Annotated in this window: 21 protein-coding genes; 12 read left to right on the plus strand and 9 right to left on the minus strand. The window is 69.3% G+C overall.

Features of this window, described 5'->3' with window-relative positions:
• The first annotated feature begins 165 nt into the window (after positions 1-165).
• Positions 166-1,668 carry a glycosyltransferase family 87 protein gene (locus tag ACFVDP_RS16590; RefSeq protein ID WP_383489772.1) on the plus strand — a complete coding sequence of 501 codons (1,503 nt, stop codon included), beginning with the start codon at positions 166-168 and terminating at the stop codon, positions 1,666-1,668.
• Positions 1,669-1,762: 94 nt separating this feature from the next.
• Here the strand turns inward: ACFVDP_RS16590 and ACFVDP_RS16595 are convergent, their stop codons facing one another.
• The 3 genes from ACFVDP_RS16595 to ACFVDP_RS16605 all read right to left on the minus strand — a co-directional run bounded on the left by ACFVDP_RS16595 (position 1,763) and on the right by ACFVDP_RS16605 (position 4,509).
• On the minus strand, positions 1,763-2,794 hold the full coding sequence (locus ACFVDP_RS16595; RefSeq protein WP_383489775.1) for an alanine racemase: 1,032 nt from the start codon (positions 2,792-2,794) through the stop codon (positions 1,763-1,765).
• A gap of 144 nt (positions 2,795-2,938) precedes the next feature.
• Complete coding sequence (femX, locus tag ACFVDP_RS16600; protein WP_383489778.1) at positions 2,939-4,060, minus strand: peptidoglycan bridge formation glycyltransferase FemX; 1,122 nt, start codon at positions 4,058-4,060, stop codon at positions 2,939-2,941.
• 128 nt (positions 4,061-4,188) lie between these two features.
• Positions 4,189-4,509: a hypothetical protein gene (locus ACFVDP_RS16605; RefSeq protein WP_383489781.1), complete on the minus strand. Its 321-nt coding sequence runs from the start codon at positions 4,507-4,509 to the stop codon at positions 4,189-4,191.
• Positions 4,510-4,796: 287 nt separating this feature from the next.
• Between ACFVDP_RS16605 and rpsF the strand changes: the two genes are divergently transcribed.
• From rpsF to rplI, 4 genes are all read left to right on the plus strand, one after another.
• On the plus strand, positions 4,797-5,087 hold the full coding sequence (gene rpsF / locus ACFVDP_RS16610) for a 30S ribosomal protein S6 (RefSeq protein ID WP_010353482.1): 291 nt from the start codon (positions 4,797-4,799) through the stop codon (positions 5,085-5,087).
• Between the two features lie 72 nt (positions 5,088-5,159).
• Positions 5,160-5,783 (plus strand): single-stranded DNA-binding protein, encoded by a 624-nt coding sequence (locus ACFVDP_RS16615; protein ID WP_383489784.1) that lies wholly within the window; start codon positions 5,160-5,162, stop codon positions 5,781-5,783.
• 60 nt (positions 5,784-5,843) lie between these two features.
• Positions 5,844-6,080 (plus strand): 30S ribosomal protein S18, encoded by a 237-nt coding sequence (rpsR, locus tag ACFVDP_RS16620; protein ID WP_003949403.1) that lies wholly within the window; start codon positions 5,844-5,846, stop codon positions 6,078-6,080.
• An 18-nt stretch (positions 6,081-6,098) separates the two neighbouring features.
• Positions 6,099-6,545, plus strand: a complete 447-nt coding sequence (rplI, locus tag ACFVDP_RS16625; protein WP_383489786.1) for a 50S ribosomal protein L9 — start codon at positions 6,099-6,101, stop codon at positions 6,543-6,545.
• Positions 6,546-6,742: 197 nt separating this feature from the next.
• Here the strand turns inward: rplI and ACFVDP_RS16630 are convergent, their stop codons facing one another.
• Positions 6,743-8,080, minus strand: a complete 1,338-nt coding sequence (locus ACFVDP_RS16630) for an MATE family efflux transporter (protein WP_383489789.1) — start codon at positions 8,078-8,080, stop codon at positions 6,743-6,745.
• Between the two features lie 461 nt (positions 8,081-8,541).
• On the opposite strand from ACFVDP_RS16630, the gene dnaB reads away from it, so the two are divergent.
• The 4 genes from dnaB to ACFVDP_RS16650 all read left to right on the plus strand — a co-directional run bounded on the left by dnaB (position 8,542) and on the right by ACFVDP_RS16650 (position 13,536).
• On the plus strand, positions 8,542-10,017 hold the full coding sequence (gene dnaB / locus ACFVDP_RS16635) for a replicative DNA helicase (protein ID WP_383489792.1): 1,476 nt from the start codon (positions 8,542-8,544) through the stop codon (positions 10,015-10,017).
• A gap of 109 nt (positions 10,018-10,126) precedes the next feature.
• Entirely contained in the window at positions 10,127-10,849 is a 723-nt protein-coding gene (locus ACFVDP_RS16640; RefSeq protein WP_383489795.1) for a VOC family protein, read from the plus strand.
• Positions 10,850-10,910: 61 nt separating this feature from the next.
• A complete protein-coding gene (locus ACFVDP_RS16645) occupies positions 10,911-12,077 on the plus strand; it encodes an NADAR family protein (protein ID WP_383489797.1) in 1,167 nt (388 codons plus the stop codon).
• Between the two features lie 76 nt (positions 12,078-12,153).
• Positions 12,154-13,536 carry a serine hydrolase domain-containing protein gene (locus tag ACFVDP_RS16650; protein WP_383489800.1) on the plus strand — a complete coding sequence of 461 codons (1,383 nt, stop codon included), beginning with the start codon at positions 12,154-12,156 and terminating at the stop codon, positions 13,534-13,536.
• 57 nt (positions 13,537-13,593) lie between these two features.
• Here the strand turns inward: ACFVDP_RS16650 and ACFVDP_RS16655 are convergent, their stop codons facing one another.
• Entirely contained in the window at positions 13,594-14,046 is a 453-nt protein-coding gene (locus ACFVDP_RS16655; RefSeq protein WP_383489803.1) for a GNAT family N-acetyltransferase, read from the minus strand.
• A 37-nt stretch (positions 14,047-14,083) separates the two neighbouring features.
• On the minus strand, positions 14,084-14,542 hold the full coding sequence (locus ACFVDP_RS16660; RefSeq protein ID WP_383489806.1) for a MarR family winged helix-turn-helix transcriptional regulator: 459 nt from the start codon (positions 14,540-14,542) through the stop codon (positions 14,084-14,086).
• 144 nt (positions 14,543-14,686) lie between these two features.
• Between ACFVDP_RS16660 and ACFVDP_RS16665 the strand changes: the two genes are divergently transcribed.
• Both ACFVDP_RS16665 and ACFVDP_RS16670 read left to right on the plus strand, forming a co-directional pair.
• Positions 14,687-15,892, plus strand: coding sequence for an MFS transporter (locus tag ACFVDP_RS16665; RefSeq protein ID WP_383489809.1), 1,206 nt, complete (start codon positions 14,687-14,689; stop codon positions 15,890-15,892).
• 74 nt (positions 15,893-15,966) lie between these two features.
• A complete protein-coding gene (locus ACFVDP_RS16670) occupies positions 15,967-16,389 on the plus strand; it encodes a heme-binding protein (RefSeq protein ID WP_351449402.1) in 423 nt (140 codons plus the stop codon).
• Between the two features lie 99 nt (positions 16,390-16,488).
• Here ACFVDP_RS16670 and ACFVDP_RS16675 read toward each other — a convergent pair whose 3' ends face one another.
• On the minus strand, positions 16,489-17,355 hold the full coding sequence (locus ACFVDP_RS16675; protein ID WP_383489813.1) for a GNAT family N-acetyltransferase: 867 nt from the start codon (positions 17,353-17,355) through the stop codon (positions 16,489-16,491).
• A 693-nt stretch (positions 17,356-18,048) separates the two neighbouring features.
• On the opposite strand from ACFVDP_RS16675, the gene ACFVDP_RS16680 reads away from it, so the two are divergent.
• Entirely contained in the window at positions 18,049-19,506 is a 1,458-nt protein-coding gene (locus ACFVDP_RS16680; RefSeq protein WP_383489815.1) for a globin domain-containing protein, read from the plus strand.
• 43 nt (positions 19,507-19,549) lie between these two features.
• Here ACFVDP_RS16680 and ACFVDP_RS16685 read toward each other — a convergent pair whose 3' ends face one another.
• On the minus strand, positions 19,550-20,032 hold the full coding sequence (locus ACFVDP_RS16685; RefSeq protein ID WP_383489818.1) for an NUDIX domain-containing protein: 483 nt from the start codon (positions 20,030-20,032) through the stop codon (positions 19,550-19,552).
• Between the two features lie 58 nt (positions 20,033-20,090).
• Positions 20,091-20,996, minus strand: coding sequence for a LysR family transcriptional regulator (locus tag ACFVDP_RS16690; protein ID WP_383489821.1), 906 nt, complete (start codon positions 20,994-20,996; stop codon positions 20,091-20,093).
• Positions 20,997-21,152 lie beyond the last annotated feature (156 nt).

Here is a 21,152-nt window from a genome sequence, read left to right on the forward strand (position 1 = left end):
GAGAAGGGGGGGGGTTTGGGGGGAGAAACAGGCGAACACGAGTGGTGGGGAGGGGGTGTGTTCGAGGGGAAAGGTGGTGTGTTCCGGGGGGGGGGGGGGCCGTCGCACGGGGGGGGTGCGGCGCCCCTCGCCCCGTTCTCAGTCGCGTACGGCAGGATGTGCGGCATGCCCAGTGCAGAGACGACGCGTGTGAACCCGCAGCAGCCGGAGCCCGTACGGCCGACCAGAGAGGACGAGGTCGCCACGGCCGGCAGCGAGTTCATCGGCGGGCCCATCGGGCGGCGAGCGCTGCTCGGCGGCTCCTGGTGGACCCCCGTACGCGTCGTCGTGCTCGTCATGCTCGGCATGTTCGCGCTCGGCATGGTGCAGAAGTTCCCCTGCTACGACGGTGCCTGGTTCTACGGCGCGAGCTCCCAGTACACGCACGCGTGCTACTCGGACATCCCGCACCTCTTCCAGGGGCGCGGCTTCGCCGACGGCCTCGTGCCGTACTTCGACAAGCTGCCCGGCGACATGGACTACCTCGAATACCCGGTCCTCACCGGTGTGTTCATGGAGGTCGCCGCGTGGCTGACGCCCGGCGGCGGCACCATCCAGCACCAGGAGCAGGTGTACTGGATGGTCAACGCCGGGATGCTGATGATCTGCGCGGCGGTCATCGCCGTGTGCGTCGCCAGGACCCACCGCAGGCGCCCCTGGGACGGCCTCCTGGTCGCTCTGGCGCCCGCGTTCGCGCTGACGGCCACCATCAACTGGGATCTCTTCGCAGTGGCCCTCACAGCCGCCGCGATGCTCATGTGGTCGCGCGGCCGTGCGCTCGCCTTCGGCGTGCTGCTGGGACTCGCGACCGCCGCCAAGCTCTATCCCTTCCTGCTCCTGGGACCGCTGCTCGTGCTGTGCTGGCGGGCGGGCAAGTGGCGGGAGTTCGGCGTCGCGACGCTCGGCGCGGTCGTCTCGTGGCTGGTCGTGAACCTGCCGGTGATGATCCTCGCGCCCGAGGGCTGGTCGAAGTTCTACACGTTCAGCCAGGAACGCGGTGTCGACTTCGGTTCGTTCTGGCTGATCCTCTCCCAGCACATGGACACACCGCTCAGCACGGACGTGGTCAACACCCTGGCCACGGCCCTGATGGTGCTGTCCTGCCTCGGTGTCGCGGTCCTGACGCTCACCGCCCCGCGGCGGCCCCGTTTCGCGCAGCTCGCCTTCTTGGTGGTCGCCGCCTTCATCCTCACCAACAAGGTCTACTCGCCGCAGTACGTACTGTGGCTGATCCCGCTCGCCGCCCTGGCGCGGCCCAAGTGGCGCGACTTCCTTATCTGGCAGGCCTGCGAGGTCGCGTACTTCCTCGGGATCTGGCTGTACCTCGCCTACACGACCAGCGGCGACAAGCACCAGGGACTGCCGACCGACGGCTACCAACTGGCCATCGCCGCCCACCTGGTGGGCACGCTGTACCTGTGCGCCGTCATTGTGCGGGACATCTGGCTGCCCGAGCGGGACGTGGTGCGGCGGTCCGGCGACGACGATCCCTCGGGCGGTGTTCTGGACGGCGCGGAGGACGTCTTCGTCCTCGGCTACGCGGCCCATCCCCCGCGGCACGCCGCCCACGACTGGGAGCAGCAGCCCGCGGCGGTGGACTGGGGCAAGAGCCCCGACGGGTCGCACTGACGGAACGGAACACACGGCGGGCCGGGCACTTCGTGAGTGCCCGGCCCGCCGTGTGTCTGTCGCGTACGGAGCGTCCGTCGTGCGCGGATCCGCCTCAGCGGTCCACGATCCGGTCGAACTGCGTGGTGGTGTGCCGCAGATGGGCCACCAGTTCCTCGCCGACCGTCGGCTCGGCCGCGTCCGACGGCACGAAGAGGATCGACACCTGCATGTGCGGCGGCTCGGCGAACCAGCGCTGCTTGCCCGACCAGACGTACGGCGCGAGGTTGCGGTTCACGGTCGCGAGGCCGGCCCGGGCGACGCCCTTGGCGCGCGGCATGACGCCGTGCAGGGCCTTGGGGGCCTCCAGGCCCACACCGTGCGACGTGCCGCCCGCGACGACCACCAGCCAGCCGTCGGAGGCCGCCTTCTGCTGGCGGTAGCCGAACCGGTCGCCCTTGGCGACGCGCGTGACGTCCAGGACGGCGCCGCGGTACTCGGTCGCGTCGTGGTCGCCCAGCCACAGGCGCGTACCGATGCGCGCGCGGAAGCGGGTCTGCGGGAATTGCTGCTGCAGCCGCGCCAGTTCGGCCGCCTTGAGGTGGCTGACGAACATGGTGTGCAGCGGCAGGCGGGCCGCGCGCAGCCGGTCCATCCAGCCGATGACCTCCTCGACGGCATCGGAGCCGTCGGTGCGGTCCAGCGGCAGGTGGATCGCGAAGCCTTCCAGGCGCACGTCCTGGATGGCGTGGGCGAGCTGCGGCAGATCCTGCTCGGTCACACCGTGCCGCTTCATCGAGGACATGACCTCGATGACGACGCGGGCGCCGACCAGGCCGTGCACGCCGTCGACGGAGGAGACGGAGCGGATGACGCGATCGGGCAGCGGAACCGGTTCTTCGCCGCGCCGGAACGGGGTCAGGACCAACAGGTCACCGCTGAACCAGTCCTTTATCCGGGCGGCTTCATAGGTGGTCCCCACAGCGAGGATGTCGGAGCCGAGGCGCGTGGCCTCCTCCGCCAGCCGTTCGTGGCCGAAGCCGTAGCCGTTGCCCTTGCAGACGGGGACGAGCCCCGGAAACTGCTCGAGCACGTGCTTGTGGTGTGCCCGCCAGCGCGCGGTGTCGACGTAGAGCGTGAGCGCCATGGCCGGTCCCGGAACCTTTCTCGTGGCTGCGGTGTAGCAGAGGTATGAAGAAACTTTGGAGCTACATGAATTGTGCCGGGTCCGCCGGGCGGACGGAGCACGAAGTGCCGTACCGGGCCCGTCAGCGGCCTTTTCCGACTCCGGTCAGCGCCGCGACATGTAGATGTCGAGGGCCTTGTGGAGCAGCTTGTTGAGCGGGAAGTCCCACTCTCCGAGGTACTCGGCGGCCTGTCCGCCCGTGCCGACCTTGAACTGGATCAGGCCGAAGAGGTGGTCGGTCTCGTCGAGCGAGTCGGAGATGCCGCGCAGGTCGTAGACGGTGGCACCGAGCGCGTAGGAGTCGCGCAGCATCCGCCACTGCATCGCGTTCGAGGGCCGGACCTCACGGCCGATGTTGTCGGAGGCGCCGTAGGAGTACCAGACGTGCCCGCCGACGACGAGCATCGTCGCGGCCGACAGGTTCACCCCGTTGTGCCGGGCGAAGTACAGCCGCATCCGGTTGGGGTCCTCGGAGTTGAGGGCCGTCCACATGCGCTGGAAGTACGAGAGCGGGCGCGGCCGGAAGTGGTCGCGCTCAGCGGTGATCTCGTACAGGCGCTGCCACTCGGCGAGGTCCTGGTAGCCACCCTGGACGACCTCGACACCGGCCTTCTCGGCCTTCTTGATGTTGCGGCGCCACAGCTGGTTGAAGTTCTTGTGGACCTCTTCGAGGGAGCGATTGGCGAGCGGCACCTGGTACACGTAGCGCGGCTGCACGTCGCCGAAGCCGGCGCCGCCGTCCTCGCCCTGCTGCCAGCCCATGCGGCGCAGCTTGTCGGCCACCTCGAAGGCGCGGGGCTCGATGAAGTCCGCCTCGATGTCGCGCAGGCGCTTCACATCGGGGTCCTGGATGCCCTTCTTGATGGAAGGGGCCTCCCAGCGGCGAATGATCACCGGCGGGCCCATCTTCACGGAGAAGGCGCCCTGCTGCTTCAGATGCGCCAGCATCGGGCGCAGCCACTCTTCGAGGTTCGGTGCGTACCAGTTGATGACCGGGCCCTCGGGCAGGTACGCGAGATAGCGCTTGATCTTGGGCAGCTGGCGGTACAGGACGAGGCCCGCGCCGACCATCTCGCCGTTCCTGTCGTCGAACCAGCCCAGGCTCTCCGAGCGCCATTCAGCCTTCACATCAGCCCAGGCCGGGACCTGCATGTGGCTCGCCGACGGCAGGCTCTGGATGTACGCCAGATGCTGCTCTCGGCTGATGGTCCTCAGGGTCAGGCTCATTCGGGGCGCTCCTCGGGCTGGTGTGTCCCCATGGATACAGGGGCTCCGGCTCTCGCGCCGAAGCCTACTGTGCCCTGTGAGCGCCCCGACTGGCCGTATCGGAGGTAAGTCCTCGCCGGTGGTCCGGCTCAGCCGATGATCCCGCCGAACAGGCCCCCGTGGGCCATGCCGATGAAGAAGCCGACGGCCGACGCTCCGAGGCCGAGGATCAGGCCGAACCGCTCCCGTGTCGTCTCCGAGACGTACTGGCCGTAGGCCCCGGTGAAGATCCCTACGAGCCCGGCCCAGGAGCTGAGGAGATGGAGGTTGCTCCAGATCGACGTGATGAGGGCGAGGATGCCGAGCACCGCGGTCACGTAGAGCAGGGTGTCGGGGAGCGGATGGGGCTTGCCGTCGCTGGCGAAGAGAGAGCCGGCGCTCGTGCTGTTGGGTCGCATTGCTTGTGCCATGAGGCACCTCCTGCGGAAGGTGGCGCGTTGTAGCGCCATACACACCCGATGTGTACAGACTGCGGTCGATCGCTGTCGGATTTCAACCGGAAGCCGGGGTGCGGGTAGTCTGTACCGTCTGCATCAGTGTCTGCCCGTGTCCCGACAAGGGATGGATACCCACTGAACTGCGCGGTTCTCCTTCGGAGGACCGATTGTCAGTGGTGGCCGATACCGTTGCTCACGCATAACAACCCTCCTGCCACGGAACGACCGTGGCCGCTGAGTCCAAAGGAGGTGGGTTCCACATGCGTCACTACGAGGTGATGGTCATCCTCGACCCCGATCTGGAGGAGCGCGCTGTCGCCCCCCTGATCGAGAACTTCCTCTCCGTCGTCCGTGAGGGCAACGGAAAGGTCGAGAAGGTCGACACCTGGGGCCGTCGTCGTCTCTCGTACGAGATCAAGAAGAAGCCCGAGGGCATCTACTCGGTCATCGATCTGCAGGCTGAGCCCGCGATCGTCAAGGAGCTCGACCGCCAGATGAACCTGAACGAGTCGGTCCTCCGGACCAAGGTCCTCCGCCCCGAGACCCACTGAACCTCCCGGTTCAGCCACTCGGGATTCGAGTAGCAGCAAGCAGTCCGCAGCAAACCCGCCGAGAGGTACCCCATGGCAGGCGAGACCGTCATCACGGTCGTCGGCAATCTTGTCGACGACCCCGAGCTGCGCTTCACCCCCTCCGGTGCGGCGGTCGCGAAGTTCCGTGTCGCGTCCACTCCCCGCACCTTCGACCGGCAGACCAATGAGTGGAAGGACGGCGAGAGCCTGTTCCTGACCTGCTCGGTCTGGCGTCAGGCGGCGGAGAACGTCGCGGAGTCGCTCCAGCGAGGCATGCGCGTCATCGTGCAGGGCCGGCTGAAGCAGCGGTCCTACGAGGACCGTGAGGGCGTCAAGCGCACGGTCTACGAGCTGGACGTCGACGAGGTCGGCGCCAGCCTGCGCAGCGCCACGGCCAAGGTCACCAAGACCAGTGGCGGTGGCGGTCGCGGTGGCCAGGGCGGCTACGGCGGCGGTGGCGGCGGCCAGCAGGGCGGCGGCGGTGGCGGCTGGGGCGGAAGCTCCGGCGGCTCCGGCGGCGGCCAGCAGCAGGGTGGCGGCGGCGGTGCTCCCGCCGACGACCCCTGGGCGACCGGTTCGCCCGCAGGCGGCGGCCAGCAGGGCGGCAGCGGTGGCGGCTGGGGCGGAAGCTCCGGCGGCTCCGGCGGCGGCTACTCGGACGAGCCCCCCTTCTAGGGACGCGCCCCTCGGGGCCGGGCTCGCACCCACACTTCTTGATCACACAGGAGAAACACCATGGCGAAGCCGCCTGTGCGCAAGCCTAAGAAGAAGGTCTGCGCTTTCTGCAAGGACAAGGTCACGTACGTGGACTACAAGGACACGAACATGCTGCGGAAGTTCATTTCCGACCGCGGCAAGATCCGTGCCCGCCGCGTGACCGGCAACTGCACGCAGCACCAGCGTGACGTCGCCACGGCCGTCAAGAACAGCCGTGAGATGGCGCTGCTGCCCTACACGTCCACCGCGCGATAAGGGAAGGGTGACCGAATAATGAAGATCATCCTGACCCACGAGGTCTCTGGCCTCGGCACCGCCGGCGACGTCGTCGACGTCAAGGACGGGTACGCCCGCAACTACCTGGTCCCGCGTGGTTTCGCGATCCGCTGGACCAAGGGTGGCGAGCAGGACGTGGCGCAGATCCGCCGCGCCCGCAAGATCCACGAGATCGCGACGATCGAGCAGGCCAACGAGATCAAGGCCAAGCTCGAGGCCGTCAAGGTCCGTCTGGCCGTCCGCTCCGGCGACGCCGGTCGTCTCTTCGGCTCCGTCACCCAGGCCGACGTCGCTTCGGCGATCGAGACCGCGGGTGGCCCGAAGGTCGACAAGCGCCGTGTCGAGCTCGGCTCCGCGATCAAGACGCTGGGCGCCCACGAGGCGACCGTGCGTCTGCACCCCGAGGTGTCCGTCAAGGTCAACGTCGAGGTCGTCGCTGCCTGAGCACTGCCCTGAGCAGCGCTGAAGCGACATGTGGGGCCGCACCCTTCGGGGTGCGGCCCCACATGCTTGTCGTGGTGCGGGCGGCGGGTGGCGGGCTGATGCTGAAGCGTCCCCGTTCGTCGTTCGTCGTTCGCTGATTCGCCGTTTCACGTGAAACGGCGTGCCGCGGTCAGTGCCTTGTGATCAGCGCGTCGCGATCAGCGCGTCGCGCCGGTGACGGCCCAGCGTCCGGAGCGGTAGCGGACCCAGAGCGTCGCCATCCGGACCGCCATCATCAGCGTCATCGCACCCCAGACCGCCGTCAGACCTCCGCCCAGTGCCGGGACCAGGAGCGCGACCGGCGTGAAGACCGCCAGGGTGATCAGCATGGCCCAGGCCAGATACGGGCCGTCGCCGGCGCCCATGAGGACTCCGTCGAGTACGAAGACGATGCCGCAGATCGGCTGGGAGAGCGCGACCACGATGAGGGCGGGCAGCGCCGCGTCCTGGACGATCGGGTCGCTCGTGAACAGCGGGACGAAGAGCGGGCGCGCGACGACGACCAGGATGCCCAGGACGACTCCTGCCGCAATGCCCCACTGGACCATGCGGCGGCAGACGTCGCGGGCCCCGTCGGCGTCGTCGGCCCCGAGATAGCGGCCGATGATGGCCTGACCCGCGATGGCGATGGCGTCGAGGGCGAAGGCCAGCAGGCTCCAGAGGGACAGGATGATCTGGTGGGCGGCGACGTCCGCGTCCCCGAGGCGGGCCGCGACCGCCGTGGCGATCATCAGGACCGCGCGGAGTGCGAGGGTGCGGACGAGGAGCGGGGTGCCTGCCTGGGCGCAGGCGCGTATGCCTGCCAGATCCGGCCGTAGCGAGGCACCGTGCCGACGGGCGCCGCGGACGACGACGATCAGATAGATCGCGGCCATGCCGAACTGGGCGATGACGGTTCCCCAGGCGGAGCCCGCGATGCCGAGTCCGGCGCCGTAGACCAGCGCGACGTTGAGCACGCCGTTGGCGACGAAGCCGGCGACGGCCACGTACAGCGGGGTTCTGGTGTTCTGGAGGCCGCGCAGGACACCGGTGGAGGCCAGGACCACGAGCATCGCGGGGATGCCGAGGGTGGAGATGCGCAGATAGGTGGTCGCGTACGGTGCGGCGGTGTCCGAGGCGCCGAACAGGCTGACGAGACCCGGTGCGGTGGGCAGCACGACCGCGACGACGGCGGCGCCCAGGAGCAGTGCGAGCCAGATGCCGTCCATGCCCTGCTGGATCGCGGACCGGGTGTCGCCCGCTCCGACCCGGCGGGCCACGGCGGCGGTGGTGGCGTAGGCGAGGAAGACGAAGACGCTGACCGCGGTCGTCAGCAGCGCCGAGGCGACGGCGAGCCCTGCCAGCTGGGAGGTGCCGAGGTGGCCGACGATGGCGCTGTCGGCCATGAGGAAGAGCGGCTCCGCGACGAGTGCGCCGAAGGCCGGAACGGCGAGAGCCACGATCTCTCGGTCGTGCCGGCGTCTGGCGGCATGGGGCGTCACGGGAGCCTGTGTCATGGGCACCAATCTAATCTTCCACAGGTAAGAGATGCAATGGCATTGTGACCCTTACTTCGGACTGGTTCGCGGATGGTGTGAAACACCACTCGCAGAGATCTTGGGCCGACTGGGAAAGTTTTTCTCCTGCACAGCCAGTGGATGGGATATGAGCAGGTCAAGTGTGGTGTGTGGGAACGGCTGAGGGCTTGTTCACAGGCCTGTCCACCGAGCCGTGCACAGGTTTTCCCGGGTTCTCCACAGGGAGAGGGCCGTCTTCCACAGGGCCTGTGGATAACCAGATTGGCTGACGGTGCGGACACGCCTACGGTGGAGCGGCGCCCCCTGTGTCCGCCGGCCTCGGAAACCTGCACATATCCGACGCGTCAGAACCGGAATCGGGCCCCTGGATTTGTCAGTGTCGTGCCGTAGGAATGAAGTGCACGGCGAGGTCCGCTCGGCGGACGGGAGGAGGTGGCCCGGTGAGTATCTCCGAGCCGTTGGACGACCCCTGGGCCGACAGCGGTCCCAGCGATCGCCTGCCCCCTTCCAAGCCGCGCCGGAACGGCGGGCGCCAGGGAGACCAGCACGACCGGGGCCGGGAGGACAGCGGCTGGGACGACGGGCCCGCCACGTTCGAGCGCGTACCGCCGCAGGATCTCGACGCCGAGCAGTCCGTGCTCGGTGGCATGCTCCTGTCCAAGGACGCGATCGCGGACGTCGTCGAGGTCCTCAAGGGCGCCGACTTCTACAAGCCCGCCCACGAAATGATCTTCCAGGCGATCCTCGACGTCTACGCCAAGGGCGAGCCGGCCGACCCGATCACCATCGCCGCCGAGCTGACCAAGCGCGGCGAGATCAACAAGGTCGGCGGCGCATCGTATCTGCACACCCTCGTCCAGACGGTCCCGACGGCGGCGAACGCCGAGTACTACGCGGAGATCGTCCATGAGCGGGCCGTCCTGCGCCGCCTCGTCGAGGCGGGTACGCGGATCACGCAGATGGGATACGCGGCCGACGACGACGTCGACGAGATCGTCAACAGGGCGCAGGCCGAGATCTACGCCGTCACCGAGCAGCGCACCAGTGAGGACTACCTCCCGCTCGGCGACATCATGGAGGGCGCGCTCGACGAGATCGAGGCGATCGGCTCGCGCAGCGGCGAGATGACCGGTGTGCCGACCGGCTTCACCGACTTCGACTCGCTCACCAACGGTCTGCACCCGGGCCAGATGATCGTCATCGCCGCCCGCCCCGCCATGGGTAAGTCCACGCTGGCGCTGGACTTCGCGCGCGCGGCGTCCATCAAGAACAACCTGCCCAGCGTCATCTTCTCCCTCGAAATGGGGCGCAACGAGATCGCGATGCGTCTGCTGTCGGCCGAGGCACGCGTGGCTCTGCACCACATGCGTTCCGGCACGATGACCGACGAGGACTGGACGCGGCTCGCGCGCCGGATGCCCGAGGTGTCGGCCGCGCCGCTCTACATCGACGACTCCCCGAACCTGTCGATGATGGAGATCCGGGCCAAGTGCCGCCGCCTCAAGCAGCGCAACGACATCCGGCTCGTGATCATCGACTATCTGCAGCTGATGCAGGCCGGTGGCTCCAAGCGTTCCGAGAGCCGTCAGCAGGAGGTCTCGGACATGTCCCGAAACCTGAAGCTGCTTGCGAAGGAGCTGGAGGTCCCGGTGATCGCGCTCTCGCAGCTGAACCGTGGTCCCGAGCAGCGCACGGACAAGAAGCCGATGGTGTCCGACCTGCGTGAGTCCGGCTCCATCGAGCAGGATGCCGACATGGTCATCCTGCTGCACCGCGAGGACGCCTACGAGAAGGAGTCACCACGCGCGGGAGAGGCCGACATCATCGTCGGCAAGCACCGTAACGGCCCGACGGCCACGATCACGGTCGCCTTCCAGGGCCACTACTCGCGCTTCGTGGACATGGCGCAGACGTGATGCTCCCGCACATTCGGCGCTGACCTCCGGGCCTTAATCAGGTTGACCGGGCAGCAGCGTCATGGGCAGGCTCCAGCACGAGCCGCCTGCCCCTGCTGGGAGACCACGGATGACTTCGCGCCTGCACGCTCTCTGTTTCGACGCGCACGACCCGCACCGCCTCGCGCGCTTCTGGGCGGACTTCCTCCGCTGGGAGACGTACGAGGAATCCTCCGACGGCGTCACGCTGCTGCCCGGCGACGAGACCGGGTTCCGGCTGCGCTTCGCGTCGGTTCAGGAGCCGAAGACCGGCCAGAACCACATGCACTTCGACCTCACGAGCACGTCGCTGGACGACCAGACGCAGGTGGTGGAGAAGGCGCTCGAACTCGGCGCCCGGCACATCGACATCGGTCAACGTCCGGAGGAGGGGCATGTGGTGCTGGCCGACCCCGAGGGCAATGAGTTCTGTGTCATCGAGCCGGGCAACAGCTTCCTCGCCGACTGCGGGTTCATCGGGGCGCTGTCGGGCGACGGTTCGCAGGAGGCCGGGTACTTCTGGAGCCGAGCGCTGGGCTGGCCCCTGGTCTGGGACCAGGACCAGGAGACCGCGATCCGCTCACCGCACGGCGGCCCGAAGGTCACGTGGGGCGGCCCGCCCCTGATGCCGAAGACGGGGAAGGAACGCCTGCACTTCGACCTCGCGCCACCGGCGGGCGGCGACCAGCAGGCGGAGGTCGACCGGCTCCTCTCGCTCGGGGCGACGCCTGTCGACATCGGCCAAGGGGACGTCGATTGGGTGGTGCTGGCCGACCCCGACGGTCACGAGTTCTGCGTGCTGGCGCCTCGGTAGCGTCGGGAGCGGGGCTTTCTCCGTCGGCCCATGACCGTCCCTCAGGCGGTAGCGTGCGGCCATGACGTGGCGGGGGCCGACCTATCGGATGGTGGACGGGGAGCGGATCGATGGGGCCTGGTGCCACATCTGGCGGCGGTATCGACCGGGTGATCCGTACTACGTCGACGATCTGATCGTCTTCGCCGACGGAGCGATCACCTGCGGAGACCGGACGGACCTGGCCGGTCTCAGGAAGATGCTGGAACAGGGCCGGCTGGCAGTGACCGATCCGGCACTGTCGCCGCCTCCCGACGAGCGGTCGAAGTGGTCCTCTCGTAGCGGCGGGCCGCTTACGTCCGATGGGTTTCTCCTGGAAGTCGCCGACCGCATCGAGGCGCTCGCTGAGCGACCCACTGCCGGACAGCGTTGCTGGGACGCGATCCGTCGTTTTCAGCAGGAGCCCTCGGAAGCCCACCGAGAGCTTCTGCGAGCGGCATATCTTGCGGTTCCACCCCATCTTCGGATCTATGTTCTCGGCGACATGGACCGACAGGACCGCCCCCTGCGGATCCTGCTCACGGACATCGGCGAAGCCGTCGACGGCGACGGTCCGGTCGTGACGGCGCAGATGCACCAGAGCGTCCTGGACTACTTCGACGAAGGAGATCAGGGGGTTCAGAGGGAGCAGGAGCGTCGAGCCGTTCAGTTCGCCGACGATCCTGCGGAACCTGGCCGACCGGCACTCGTCTCGCACGAAACCGTCTATCCGCGGGGCTGGCCCGAGGAGCCGGGCCTGTTCGTGCTCCGCAACGACTTCCCGGCACGGATCGTGTTCGCCGGCGAGTCCTACGCATCCGTCCTCCACGGGTACTGGGCGCTGTCGGCAGCCGAAGCCTCCGACAGAGCCGACATCCGGGACGCCGCCTCTGGCCGGGAAGCCCATGATCTGGGCGGCGGGGCAGCGCGCAGGAAGGACTGGCCCGACGTCCGGCTCGCCGTCATGGCGGGGCTCCTCCGAGCGAAATTCGCCCAGTATCCCGAACTCGCGCAGGTCCTGGTCTCCACGGGGGACGCCAGGATCAGCTACACGGGCTTCTCGGACGCGCCCTTCTGGACAGACGCCCCCGACAACCGGGGACGGAACTGGACGGGTCGCCTGCTCGAACTGATCCGCTCCGAGCTTGTCGCCCGGCAATTGCTCCTGCCCGAGAGCCCGAACGCGGTCGGCGCCGACGGTCTCTCCTGATCAGCCGTCGGCTCTCGTGATCAGCCGCTGGTGAAAACGGCTCGACGCGGGTGGGCCCCCGGGGTGGACTGTGCGTATGACGACCCCCTCGGAAGAGCTGTTGCCCAGTACCCGCCGTAGTCTCCTGCACCGCATCGCCGTCACGCAGAGCGAGGGACGTGCGCCCTCTCTCGTCGCCGCGGTGGCCCGGGACGGTGCGCTCGTGTGGAGCGGATCGCGTACCTCGGTGGACGGGCACGGGCCCGATGAGCATGTGCAGTACCGGATCGGATCGATCACCAAGACGTTCACGGCCGTGCTGGTGCTGCGGCTGCGTGACGAGGGGCTGCTCGATCTGGGCGACCCGCTGGAGAAGCACCTTCCCGGGACCGGCGCCGGGGACGTCACCATCGTCGAACTCCTGGCGCACACCGGAGGATTGGCGGCCGAGACGCCGGGTGAGTGGTGGGAGCGGTCGTCCGCCACGCTGCGTCCGACCCTCGCCGACGTCCTCGGCGAGCAGCCCTTCCGGCATCCCGTCGGACGGCGCCACCACTACTCCAATCCCGGCTACACGCTGCTGGGCGCCCTGGTCGAGGCGGTGCGCGGGGTCACCTGGGAGGAGGCCCTGCACAGCGAGGTCCTTGAACCGCTCGGGCTGACCCGCACCGGCGTCCATCCGCAGATGCCGCACGCCGGCGGCTGGGCCGTGCACCCGTACGCCGATGTGCTGCTGCCGGAGCCGAGCGAGGATCTCGGCCTCATGGCGCCGGCCGGTCAACTGTGGTCCACGGCCCGGGACCTGGCGGTCTTCGCGGCCTTCCTCACCACGGGCGACGACCGTGTGCTGAGCGCGGAATCCGTACGGGAGATGCGCACACCGGCCGCGCCGACCCTGCCCGGTGACTGGGAGACGTCGTACGGCCTCGGCATGCAGGTCGTGCGCAGGGACGGGCGGATTCTGGCCGGGCACACCGGCTCGCTGCCCGGGTTCGTGGCGGGCCTGTGGCTGAGCGAGGAGGAAGGGCTCGCAGCCGTCGTCCTGGCCAACTGCACGTCCGGGGTGGCCTCGGGGACCGTTTCCGCCGAACTGCTGGGCATCGTCGCCGACGCCGAGCCGCGCATCCCCGAGCCGTGGCGCCCGCTGCCGGAGGTCGATCCGTCGGTGCTGGAGCTGGCGGGCCCCTGGTACTGGGGCACACAGATCGTGGCGCTGCGCCTGGCGGCGGACGGTGCTGTCGTTCTCGGGCCGGTGTCCGGCGGGGGACGCCGCTCCCGGTTCCGGGCGAACGGGGACGGCACCTGGACCGGCCTCGACGGCTACTACGCGGGGGAGTCGTTGCGAGCAGTGCGGCGGCCCGACGGATCGGTGAGCCACCTGGATCTGGGGTCGTTCGTCTTCACACGGGAGCCGTACGACGCGGACGCGCCGGTGCCCGGCGGTGTGGACCCGGAAGGATGGCGGGGTCTCCCGGGCTGAGACCGCTCGCGGGGCTGTTTCACGTGAAACAGCCCCGCCCCACCACGACAGGCAGCGTCACAGCTGCAGCTTGAACCCCACGTGGGACGCCGTGAAGCCGAGCCGCTCGTAGAAGCGGTGGGCATCTGTGCGGGTGACATCGGAGGTCAGCTGCACCAACTCGCAGCCCAGGCGCCGGGATTCGTCGACGGCCCAGGTGACGAGCTGAGTACCGAGCCCGCTGCCCCGCTCATCGGCGTGAATGCGTACCGCCTCGATGATCGAGCGGGTGGCGCCCTTGCGGGAGAGCCCGGGGAGGACGGTGAGCTGAAGGGTGCCGACGACCCTGCCTTCGCGGACGGCGACGACCGGGTGCTGGTTCGGATCGGCGGCCAGCCGGGCGAACGCGGCCAGGTACGGCGCGAGGTCGTCCGGCGACTCGCGCTGCGCGCCCAGCGCGTCGTCCGCCAGCATCGCCACGATCGCCGGTACGTCCTCGGCCGCGGCCGCTCTTATCTCAAGATCTCCCATGCCCGCACCCTATGACCAGGCGAGGACCACCCGATGGCTAAGCGGGGACGCGCAGCTCCTCGACGGCCCTGACCAGCGGGGCGAGTTCGGGGTTCTCGGCCGCGGCGTCGAGGGCTTCGCGCAGGGCGGTCTGGTTGGTCGGACGGGCCTCGTCCAGGAGCTTCAGGCCGGCCTCGGAGACATTGGTGTAGATCCCGCGCCGGTCGGTGGGGCACAGGTAGCGCTGGAGCAGACCGCGGTCCTCCAGGCGCGTGACCAGACGCGTCGTCGCGCTCTGGCTGAGCACGACGGCGTCGGCGACCTGCTTCATCTGGAGGTGCCCGCCCTCGCCGTCGTGCTGGCGGCTGAGGACGTCGAGCAGTGAGTACTCGCGCACGCTCAGGCCGTGTCCGGCCTGAAGGGCGCGCTCGATGTGCGCCTCGATCCTTCCGTGGAGCAGGGAGAGGGCGCACCAGCCCTGGGAGAGGGCGGTGAGTGCGGGGTCTGTGGCGGTCATGCTCGTGGATCCTCCGTCCCGGAGTGGATGCGTACCAGGGTAGTCGATGGACCGAGATTGCCCGCGCTTGCAATTAACCAGCGTCTGCAATTATTGTGAGGTCTCGTTAAGCGCACCTGCAACAGTCTGGGAAGGTGAACCCCCATGCCTCTCGCGCTTCTGGCTCTCGCGATCGGGGCCTTCGGGATCGGAACCACGGAATTCGTGATCATGGGACTCCTCCCACAGGTCGCGGGTGACTTCGGCGTCTCCATCCCCACGGCAGGCTTCCTGGTGACCGGCTACGCCCTCGGCGTGATGTTCGGCGCCCCGCTGATGACCGTCCTGGGCACCCGTATCCCGCGCAAGCGGATGCTGATGGTGCTGATGGGCTTCTTCATCGTCGGCAATCTGCTCTCCGCCGTGGCGCCCGTCTTCGCCGTCATGCTGATCGGCCGCGTGGTCGCCTCGCTCGCCCACGGCGCGTTCTTCGGCATCGGCTCGGTCGTCGCCGCGGAACTGGTGGCCCCGGCCAAGAAGGCCGGAGCGATCGCCATGATGTTCACGGGCCTGACCGTGGCCAACGTCGTCGGCGTCCCGCTCGGCACCCTCATCGGCCAGTCCGTCGGCTGGCGCGTCACGTTCGCGATCGTCGCCGCGCTCGGCCTGATCGGGCTCGCCGGTATCGCCAAGCTCGTACCGGACCTGCCCAAGCCGGAAGGTGTGCGACTGCGCCACGAGGTGGCCGCCTTCAAGAACGTGCAGGTCCTGCTCGCCATGGCGATGACCGTGCTCGGCTTCGGCGGTGTCTTCGCGGCCATCACCTACATCACGCCGATGATGACCCACGTCGCCGGATTCGCGGAGGGCTCCGTCACCTGGCTGCTCGTCCTCTTCGGGCTCGGCATGGTCGGCGGCAACCTGATCGGCGGCAGGTTCGCCGACCGCGCCCTGATGCCGATGCTCTACGTCTCGCTGGGCGCCCTCGCCCTCGTCCTCGGCCTGTTCACGATGACCGCGCACCACAAGATCCTGGCCGCGATCACCATCGCCCTGATCGGCGCGCTCGGCTTCGCGACGGTGCCGCCGCTGCAGAAGCGGGTCCTGGACCAGGCATCCGGCGCCCCGACGCTCGCCTCGGCCGTCAACATCGGCGCCTTCAACGCCGGCAACGCCCTCGCCGCCTGGCTCGGCGGCCTGGTGATCACCGCCGGGCTCGGCTACACCGCCCCCGACTGGGTCGGTGCCGTCCTCGCGGCGAGCGCCCTCGTGCTCGCGATCCTGTCGGCCTTCCTGGAGCGCCGCACGCCCGCCCCGGGCCCCGCCGCCGCGGCCGCCGAACAGCGGCACGCCGAGCCGGTCCACATCTGACCCCCGGGCCGGCCCACGACCACCCTCCCCGTCCCACGAAGCAATCAGCACCACCTCGCAAGGAGCATCACCTCATGAGCACCCCCACCGCAGTCGCCCCGCTGACCATCGACGACGCGGAGACGCTCGTCTCCGCCGCCCGCCGCGCCGCCGAGGCGGCCGGAGTCACCGTCAGCGTCACCGTCCTCGACGCGGGTGGCCATCTCCTGGCCTTCCGCCGTGACGACCGCGCCGTCCTCATCTCCGGCGAGACCAGCACCCGCAAGGCCTACACCGCGCTCCAGCTGAACGCCCCCACCGCCGACCTCGTCGACCTGGTCAAGCCGGACGGGCCGTTCCACACCCTGCCCACCGCTCTCGACCAGCCGCTGCTGTTCATCGCCGGAGGCGTGCCGGTCCACCGCGACGGCCGTCTCATCGGTGCCGTCGGTGTCGGCGGCGGCGCCCCCGAGCAGGACCACGGGTTCGCCACGGAGGCCGTCGGCACGCTCGCCTGAGCCCCCCCCACAGCCGGATCAGCCCCCAGGCCGTCGCACAGCGGCGGTGCCTGGGGGCTGATCCGTGTCCGGTCCGTGCCGGGGGCCGCGGGCGCCGCCTCAGCCCGCCGCGACCGTGAGCGGGGCGAAGCGGCGGGTCCAGTCGCCGGGCAGGTCCGGCGCGCCGTGGTTCATCACCGCGTTGAAGGCGACGCCTTCGAGGCCGCGCTCCTTCAGCCACGCGAGCAGTTCTTCGTGGCGTACGTCGATGTCGGTGCGCAGCGGCCGGTCCGTGCCCGCCGCGAGAGAGGCGACGAGAGCCTTCGCGGTCTCCGTGTCGCGGGCGATCAGCGGGCCGACGACATGGGTGTCCATGTTGGGCCAGAGCGCCGCGTAGCCGATGAGCCGGCCATCCTCCTCCGCCACGCGCAGCCGGTCCGAGAAGGCCGGAAGGCGGGTGATGACATGCGTGCGGTCGGGGCCGAACACCTCCGCGTCCAGGCGCAGGATCGCCGCGAGGTCCTCGGCGGTGGCCGGGCGGGTGGCGATGCCGGAAGCGGCGCCGCCGGGGGCGAAACGGCCGCGGACCATCTCGGCCCGGCCGGTGACCTTGAACCCCAGCTCCTCGTAGAGCGGCTGTCCGTTCGGTGTCGCGTGCAGGGTCAGCGGAGTCGTGCCCGCCTGCTCGGCGACGTAACTCATCAGACGTCGGCCGACCCCTTGCCGCGCATGGCGTTCGGCGACCAGGACCATGCCGATCGCGCCGAGTTCGGGCCGCTCATGGGGCCCGTACGAGGTCACCACGCAGGCGGCGACGAGTCCGCCGTCGGGGTCGTCGATGCCGTAGCCGGTGCCGGCGGTCAGCAGCAGGCCCCATTTGTGTTCTTCGCGGGGCCAGCCGCGGTCCTCCGAGAGATCGGCGCAGGCGAGGACGTCGCCGCGGGTGAGACGGCGAATGGGCAAATCGGAGAGGGAAGGTGTCGACACGCAGGTCAGGCTGTCGGACTTGCCCCCGTGCCGTCCACCACTTTGCCCGCAGTGACGTGGTGCTTTCGGCCACGTCGAGTGGCCCCGGCCCTGTCCCGGTCGTCGGGAACAGGCCGAAGTTTCACGTGAAACGGGCATCGACGCCCTGCCGCCGAGAAGATGGAGTACTGACTCCGCCTTGTGGAGCGTGCCGCGCATCTCTTGCCGGGCTGCGATCTGCGGAAGACGTGCGAATTGGTGCGGCGCGACCTGGAATTGAGTGAATTGCATTGACCGCGAGATCCGGCAAATCGGTAGTGAGGCCGGGAGGTGCTTGTGGCAGCGGCGGCTGCCGGTAGGGTCGTCCCCGGTTCCTGTCCGGACCGGATGGGCCAAGGCGGGAGCGGTAGGCCGCGGCACACGCAGGCCGACGCAGCCTAACCGCGCGGAGAGATCGAAGACCTGCGCTTTCCTCTTTGCACTCCGTGCAATGAAGTCGGATGGCACGCTGCGAAGAGGGGACTGCGGGCAATGTCACACTCTTGCCTTACTTGTCCGTAGCAGGTCGAAATGCAGTGTTCAATGTGGGCCGCATTGACTAGTCGAACCACACGGGGGAAACCGCAAGGCTTCAGCTCACGAAGCGCTCGGGAGAGCGCCGACGAGCGGGGAAGCACGTAGACCGACCGAATGATGTTCGAGGCGAGGCACAGCATGGACGCTCCGACCACTACGTCGGCCGATTCCGGTTCGGACGGCGGGGGCGGCTGGTTCACCCCGCGCAAAACCCCTGATCCGGAGACCAGCGGTCCCCAGCGACAGGCCGCCGAAGGTCGCCGGGTCGCCCCCGTACGTCCCGTGGGCAGGCCCGAGCCCGACCCCTCCGGGCAACGCGCGGAGGAGGGCCGAATACCCGAGCCCCGCAGCCACCGTGAGCCGCCGCGCACGGCCCCCGCGGCACCCGCTGCCCCCTCCGGTCACGCAGACCCTTCCGGTCACGCAGCTCCTTCCGGCCCCGCCGCGGAACCCCGCCCCCCGCGCTCGCTGCGCGACAACGCCTCGCCCGACGCGATCCTCGTGCGCCGCACGATGGAGGAGGTCGGCCCCGTCGCCGACCAGGTCACCTCGTACTTCTACGCCCTGCTCTTCGTGCGCCACCCGGAACTGCGCCAGCTCTTCCCCGCCGCGATGGACACCCAGCGCGACCGGCTCCTGCGGGCGCTGCTGACCGCCGCCGAGCACGTCGACAACAAACTCGTCCTGGTCCCGTACCTGAAGAACCTGGGCCGCGGCCACCGCAAGTACGGCACGCACGCCGCGCACTACCCGGCCGTCGGCGAATGCCTCATCGCGGCGCTCACCCAGTACGCGACGACCACCTGGAGCGCCGAGGCGGAGGCCGCCTGGGTCCGTACGTACACGACGATCTCCCAGGTGATGATCGACGCGGCGGCCGAGGACGAGCTGAAGGCCCCCGCCTGGTGGCTCGCCGAGGTCGTCTCGCACGATCTGCGCACCCCCGACATCGCTGTCGTCACCGTCCGGCCGGACCAGCCCTACCCGTTCCTGGCCGGGCAGTACACGACGCTGGAGACACCGTGGTGGCCGCGGATCTGGCGGCACTACTCGTTCGCGTCGGCGCCCCGCTCCGACGGACTGCTCTCGTTCCACGTGAAGGCGGTCCCGGCCGGCTGGGTCTCCAACGCGCTGGTGCACCACGCCCGTCCCGGTGACGTCCTGCGGCTCGGTCCGCCCGCCGGCTCGATGACGGTCGACCACAACACCGACAGCGGCATGCTCTGTCTGGGCGGCGGTACCGGCATCGCCCCGATCAAGGCGCTGGTGGAGGATGTCGCCGAGCACGGCCGACGGCGCCCGGTCGAGGTGTTCTACGGCGCCCGTACCGACCACGACCTGTACGACATCGACACCATGCTGCGCCTTCAGCAGAGCCATCACTGGCTCTCGGTCCGCCCGATCATCGACCGGCAGGCTCGTCTCCAGCTGCCGGACGCGGTCCGCGAGTACGGCCCCTGGAACGAGTACGACGCCTATCTCTCGGGCCCGCCCGGCATGATCCGCAGCGGTGTCGACGCGCTGCGCTCCGTCGGCGTACCCGGCGACCGCATCCGGCACGACTCGATCGAGGACCTGGTCGCGACCGCGACCTGATCCCCGTACGACAGCCGTGCCCGGCGCGGCACCCCTGGCGGTGTCAGCCCAGATCGGGCGCGTGCATCGCCCGTACGCCCTCGATGTTGCCGTCCAGGAAGTGGCGCAGCGAGAGCGGCACCAGGTGGACCGAGGCGATGCCGACGCGGGTGAACGGCACCCGCACGATCTCGTACTCGCCGCAGGGCTCGTCGATCTCGGGGCCGTGCCGCTGGCCGAGGTCCATGGATTCCAGACGGCAGACGAAGAAGTGCTGGACCTTCACGCCGGTGGCGCCGCCGTCCTCGCCGATGTGCTCGATGGTGTCCACGAAGCAGGGCACCACGTCGGTGACCTTGGCGCCGAGTTCCTCGTGCACTTCACGGTGCAGGGCGTCCACGACGGTCGTGTCCTCGGGTTCCACCCCGCCGCCGGGGGTCACCCAGTACGGATCCACGCCAGGCTTGGTCCGCTTGATCAGGATCAGGTCGTCGCCGTCGAGCAGAACGGCGCGTGCGGTGCGCTTGACCACGGGTCGGACGGTCATGGGAGAAATGTGGCCCGGTTGGTTCCACGTGAAACATTCCTACCGCTTGCCGCTCCGCTCACGACCAGTCGACGGCAGCGCGCAGCAGCCACTCGTGCGCCCGCGCGATGTGCGGCAGGGCGAACGTGCCGGTGCGTACGACCAGGAAGTACGTACGCAACGGGGGCACCGGAGGATCCAGCAGCGCGACGATCTCGCCCCGGTCCAGGGCCGGGTCGCACAGATAGCGCGGCAGGACGGCCAGCCCGGCCCCCGCGATCACGCACGACAGCACCGCCCGCAGATCGGAGACGACGACCGTGCCGGAGACGGCGGGCCGGGAGTCGAAGACCGCGGACCAGTACCGCGTGATCAACGGCAGCGACTCGTGCACCTCGACCACCGGGAACCGCTCCAGGGAGGGCGCCGCGTCGCGGTGCAGCCGGCCGGAGCCGACGCGGGCGGCCCAGCGCGGAGCGGCGACCAGGACGTGCTCCTCGTCGCAGAGCGGAGTCGCCGTGAGCAGTGTGCCCCGCGGACGGGCCGTCGCGATGGCCAGATCATGATGTCCGGCTGCCAGGCCCTCCAAGGTCTCCTCCGCCGTGCCGAACGTCGCCCGCAGCGCGATGCTCTGTCCGTCGTCCCTGGTCAGCGCGGTAAGAGCGGGGAGAGCGCGCTCCGCCGTGAACTCCGGCGGGCCCGCGAGGTGCAGTGTGCGGACGCTGGACTCCTCGTCGAGCCCGGTCTCGGCGATCTCCACGAGCGCGTCGAGATGCGGCGCCGCCTTGTGCGCCAGCTCGTCGCCGATCGTCGTGGGCGTCACGCCGCGCGCCTGGCGCAGGAACAACGGACGCCCCAACTGCCGCTCCAGCGTGCGTATCTGGGACGTCACAGCCGGCTGCGAGAGACCGAGCAGCGCGGCGGCCCGGGTGAACGACCCAGCGCGATGAACTGTCACGAAGGTGCGCAGCAGGGCGAGATCCATGGCGGTACCCCTTCCCTCCCGGCCGCCGGGCCGCGCCCAACTATAAATAAGTCGATAGCTTTCTGTCGCTACGGTGATTGGACACTGACACAGAGTCAACTAGCCTTGTTTGTGCGGTTCTTGCGCGCAGAACCGGGGGCGGTCCGAGCCACGAGG

This window comes from Streptomyces sp. NPDC057694, assembly GCF_042799415.1.
GTDB lineage: Bacteria > Actinomycetota > Actinomycetes > Streptomycetales > Streptomycetaceae > Streptomyces.

Excerpts from the sequence above, each read along its gene's own strand:
- ACFVDP_RS16590 (WP_383489772.1), top strand. The coding sequence starts at position 166 with ATGCCCAGTGCAGAGACGACGCGTGTGAACCCGCAGCAGCCGGAGCCC.
- rpsR (WP_003949403.1), top strand. The coding sequence starts at position 5,844 with ATGGCGAAGCCGCCTGTGCGCAAGCCTAAGAAGAAGGTCTGCGCTTTC.
- ACFVDP_RS16665 (WP_383489809.1), top strand. The coding sequence starts at position 14,687 with ATGCCTCTCGCGCTTCTGGCTCTCGCGATCGGGGCCTTCGGGATCGGA.
- ACFVDP_RS16640 (WP_383489795.1), top strand. The coding sequence starts at position 10,127 with ATGACTTCGCGCCTGCACGCTCTCTGTTTCGACGCGCACGACCCGCAC.
- ACFVDP_RS16680 (WP_383489815.1), top strand. The coding sequence starts at position 18,049 with ATGGACGCTCCGACCACTACGTCGGCCGATTCCGGTTCGGACGGCGGG.
- ACFVDP_RS16630 (WP_383489789.1), bottom strand. The coding sequence starts at position 8,080 with ATGACACAGGCTCCCGTGACGCCCCATGCCGCCAGACGCCGGCACGAC.
- ACFVDP_RS16690 (WP_383489821.1), bottom strand. The coding sequence starts at position 20,996 with ATGGATCTCGCCCTGCTGCGCACCTTCGTGACAGTTCATCGCGCTGGG.
- ACFVDP_RS16670 (WP_351449402.1), top strand. The coding sequence starts at position 15,967 with ATGAGCACCCCCACCGCAGTCGCCCCGCTGACCATCGACGACGCGGAG.
- ACFVDP_RS16650 (WP_383489800.1), top strand. The coding sequence starts at position 12,154 with ATGACGACCCCCTCGGAAGAGCTGTTGCCCAGTACCCGCCGTAGTCTC.
- ACFVDP_RS16660 (WP_383489806.1), bottom strand. The coding sequence starts at position 14,542 with ATGACCGCCACAGACCCCGCACTCACCGCCCTCTCCCAGGGCTGGTGC.
- rplI (WP_383489786.1), top strand. The coding sequence starts at position 6,099 with ATGAAGATCATCCTGACCCACGAGGTCTCTGGCCTCGGCACCGCCGGC.
- ACFVDP_RS16645 (WP_383489797.1), top strand. The coding sequence starts at position 10,911 with ATGACGTGGCGGGGGCCGACCTATCGGATGGTGGACGGGGAGCGGATC.
- rpsF (WP_010353482.1), top strand. The coding sequence starts at position 4,797 with ATGCGTCACTACGAGGTGATGGTCATCCTCGACCCCGATCTGGAGGAG.
- ACFVDP_RS16615 (WP_383489784.1), top strand. The coding sequence starts at position 5,160 with ATGGCAGGCGAGACCGTCATCACGGTCGTCGGCAATCTTGTCGACGAC.
- ACFVDP_RS16685 (WP_383489818.1), bottom strand. The coding sequence starts at position 20,032 with ATGACCGTCCGACCCGTGGTCAAGCGCACCGCACGCGCCGTTCTGCTC.
- ACFVDP_RS16655 (WP_383489803.1), bottom strand. The coding sequence starts at position 14,046 with ATGGGAGATCTTGAGATAAGAGCGGCCGCGGCCGAGGACGTACCGGCG.
- ACFVDP_RS16605 (WP_383489781.1), bottom strand. The coding sequence starts at position 4,509 with ATGGCACAAGCAATGCGACCCAACAGCACGAGCGCCGGCTCTCTCTTC.
- femX (WP_383489778.1), bottom strand. The coding sequence starts at position 4,060 with ATGAGCCTGACCCTGAGGACCATCAGCCGAGAGCAGCATCTGGCGTAC.
- ACFVDP_RS16595 (WP_383489775.1), bottom strand. The coding sequence starts at position 2,794 with ATGGCGCTCACGCTCTACGTCGACACCGCGCGCTGGCGGGCACACCAC.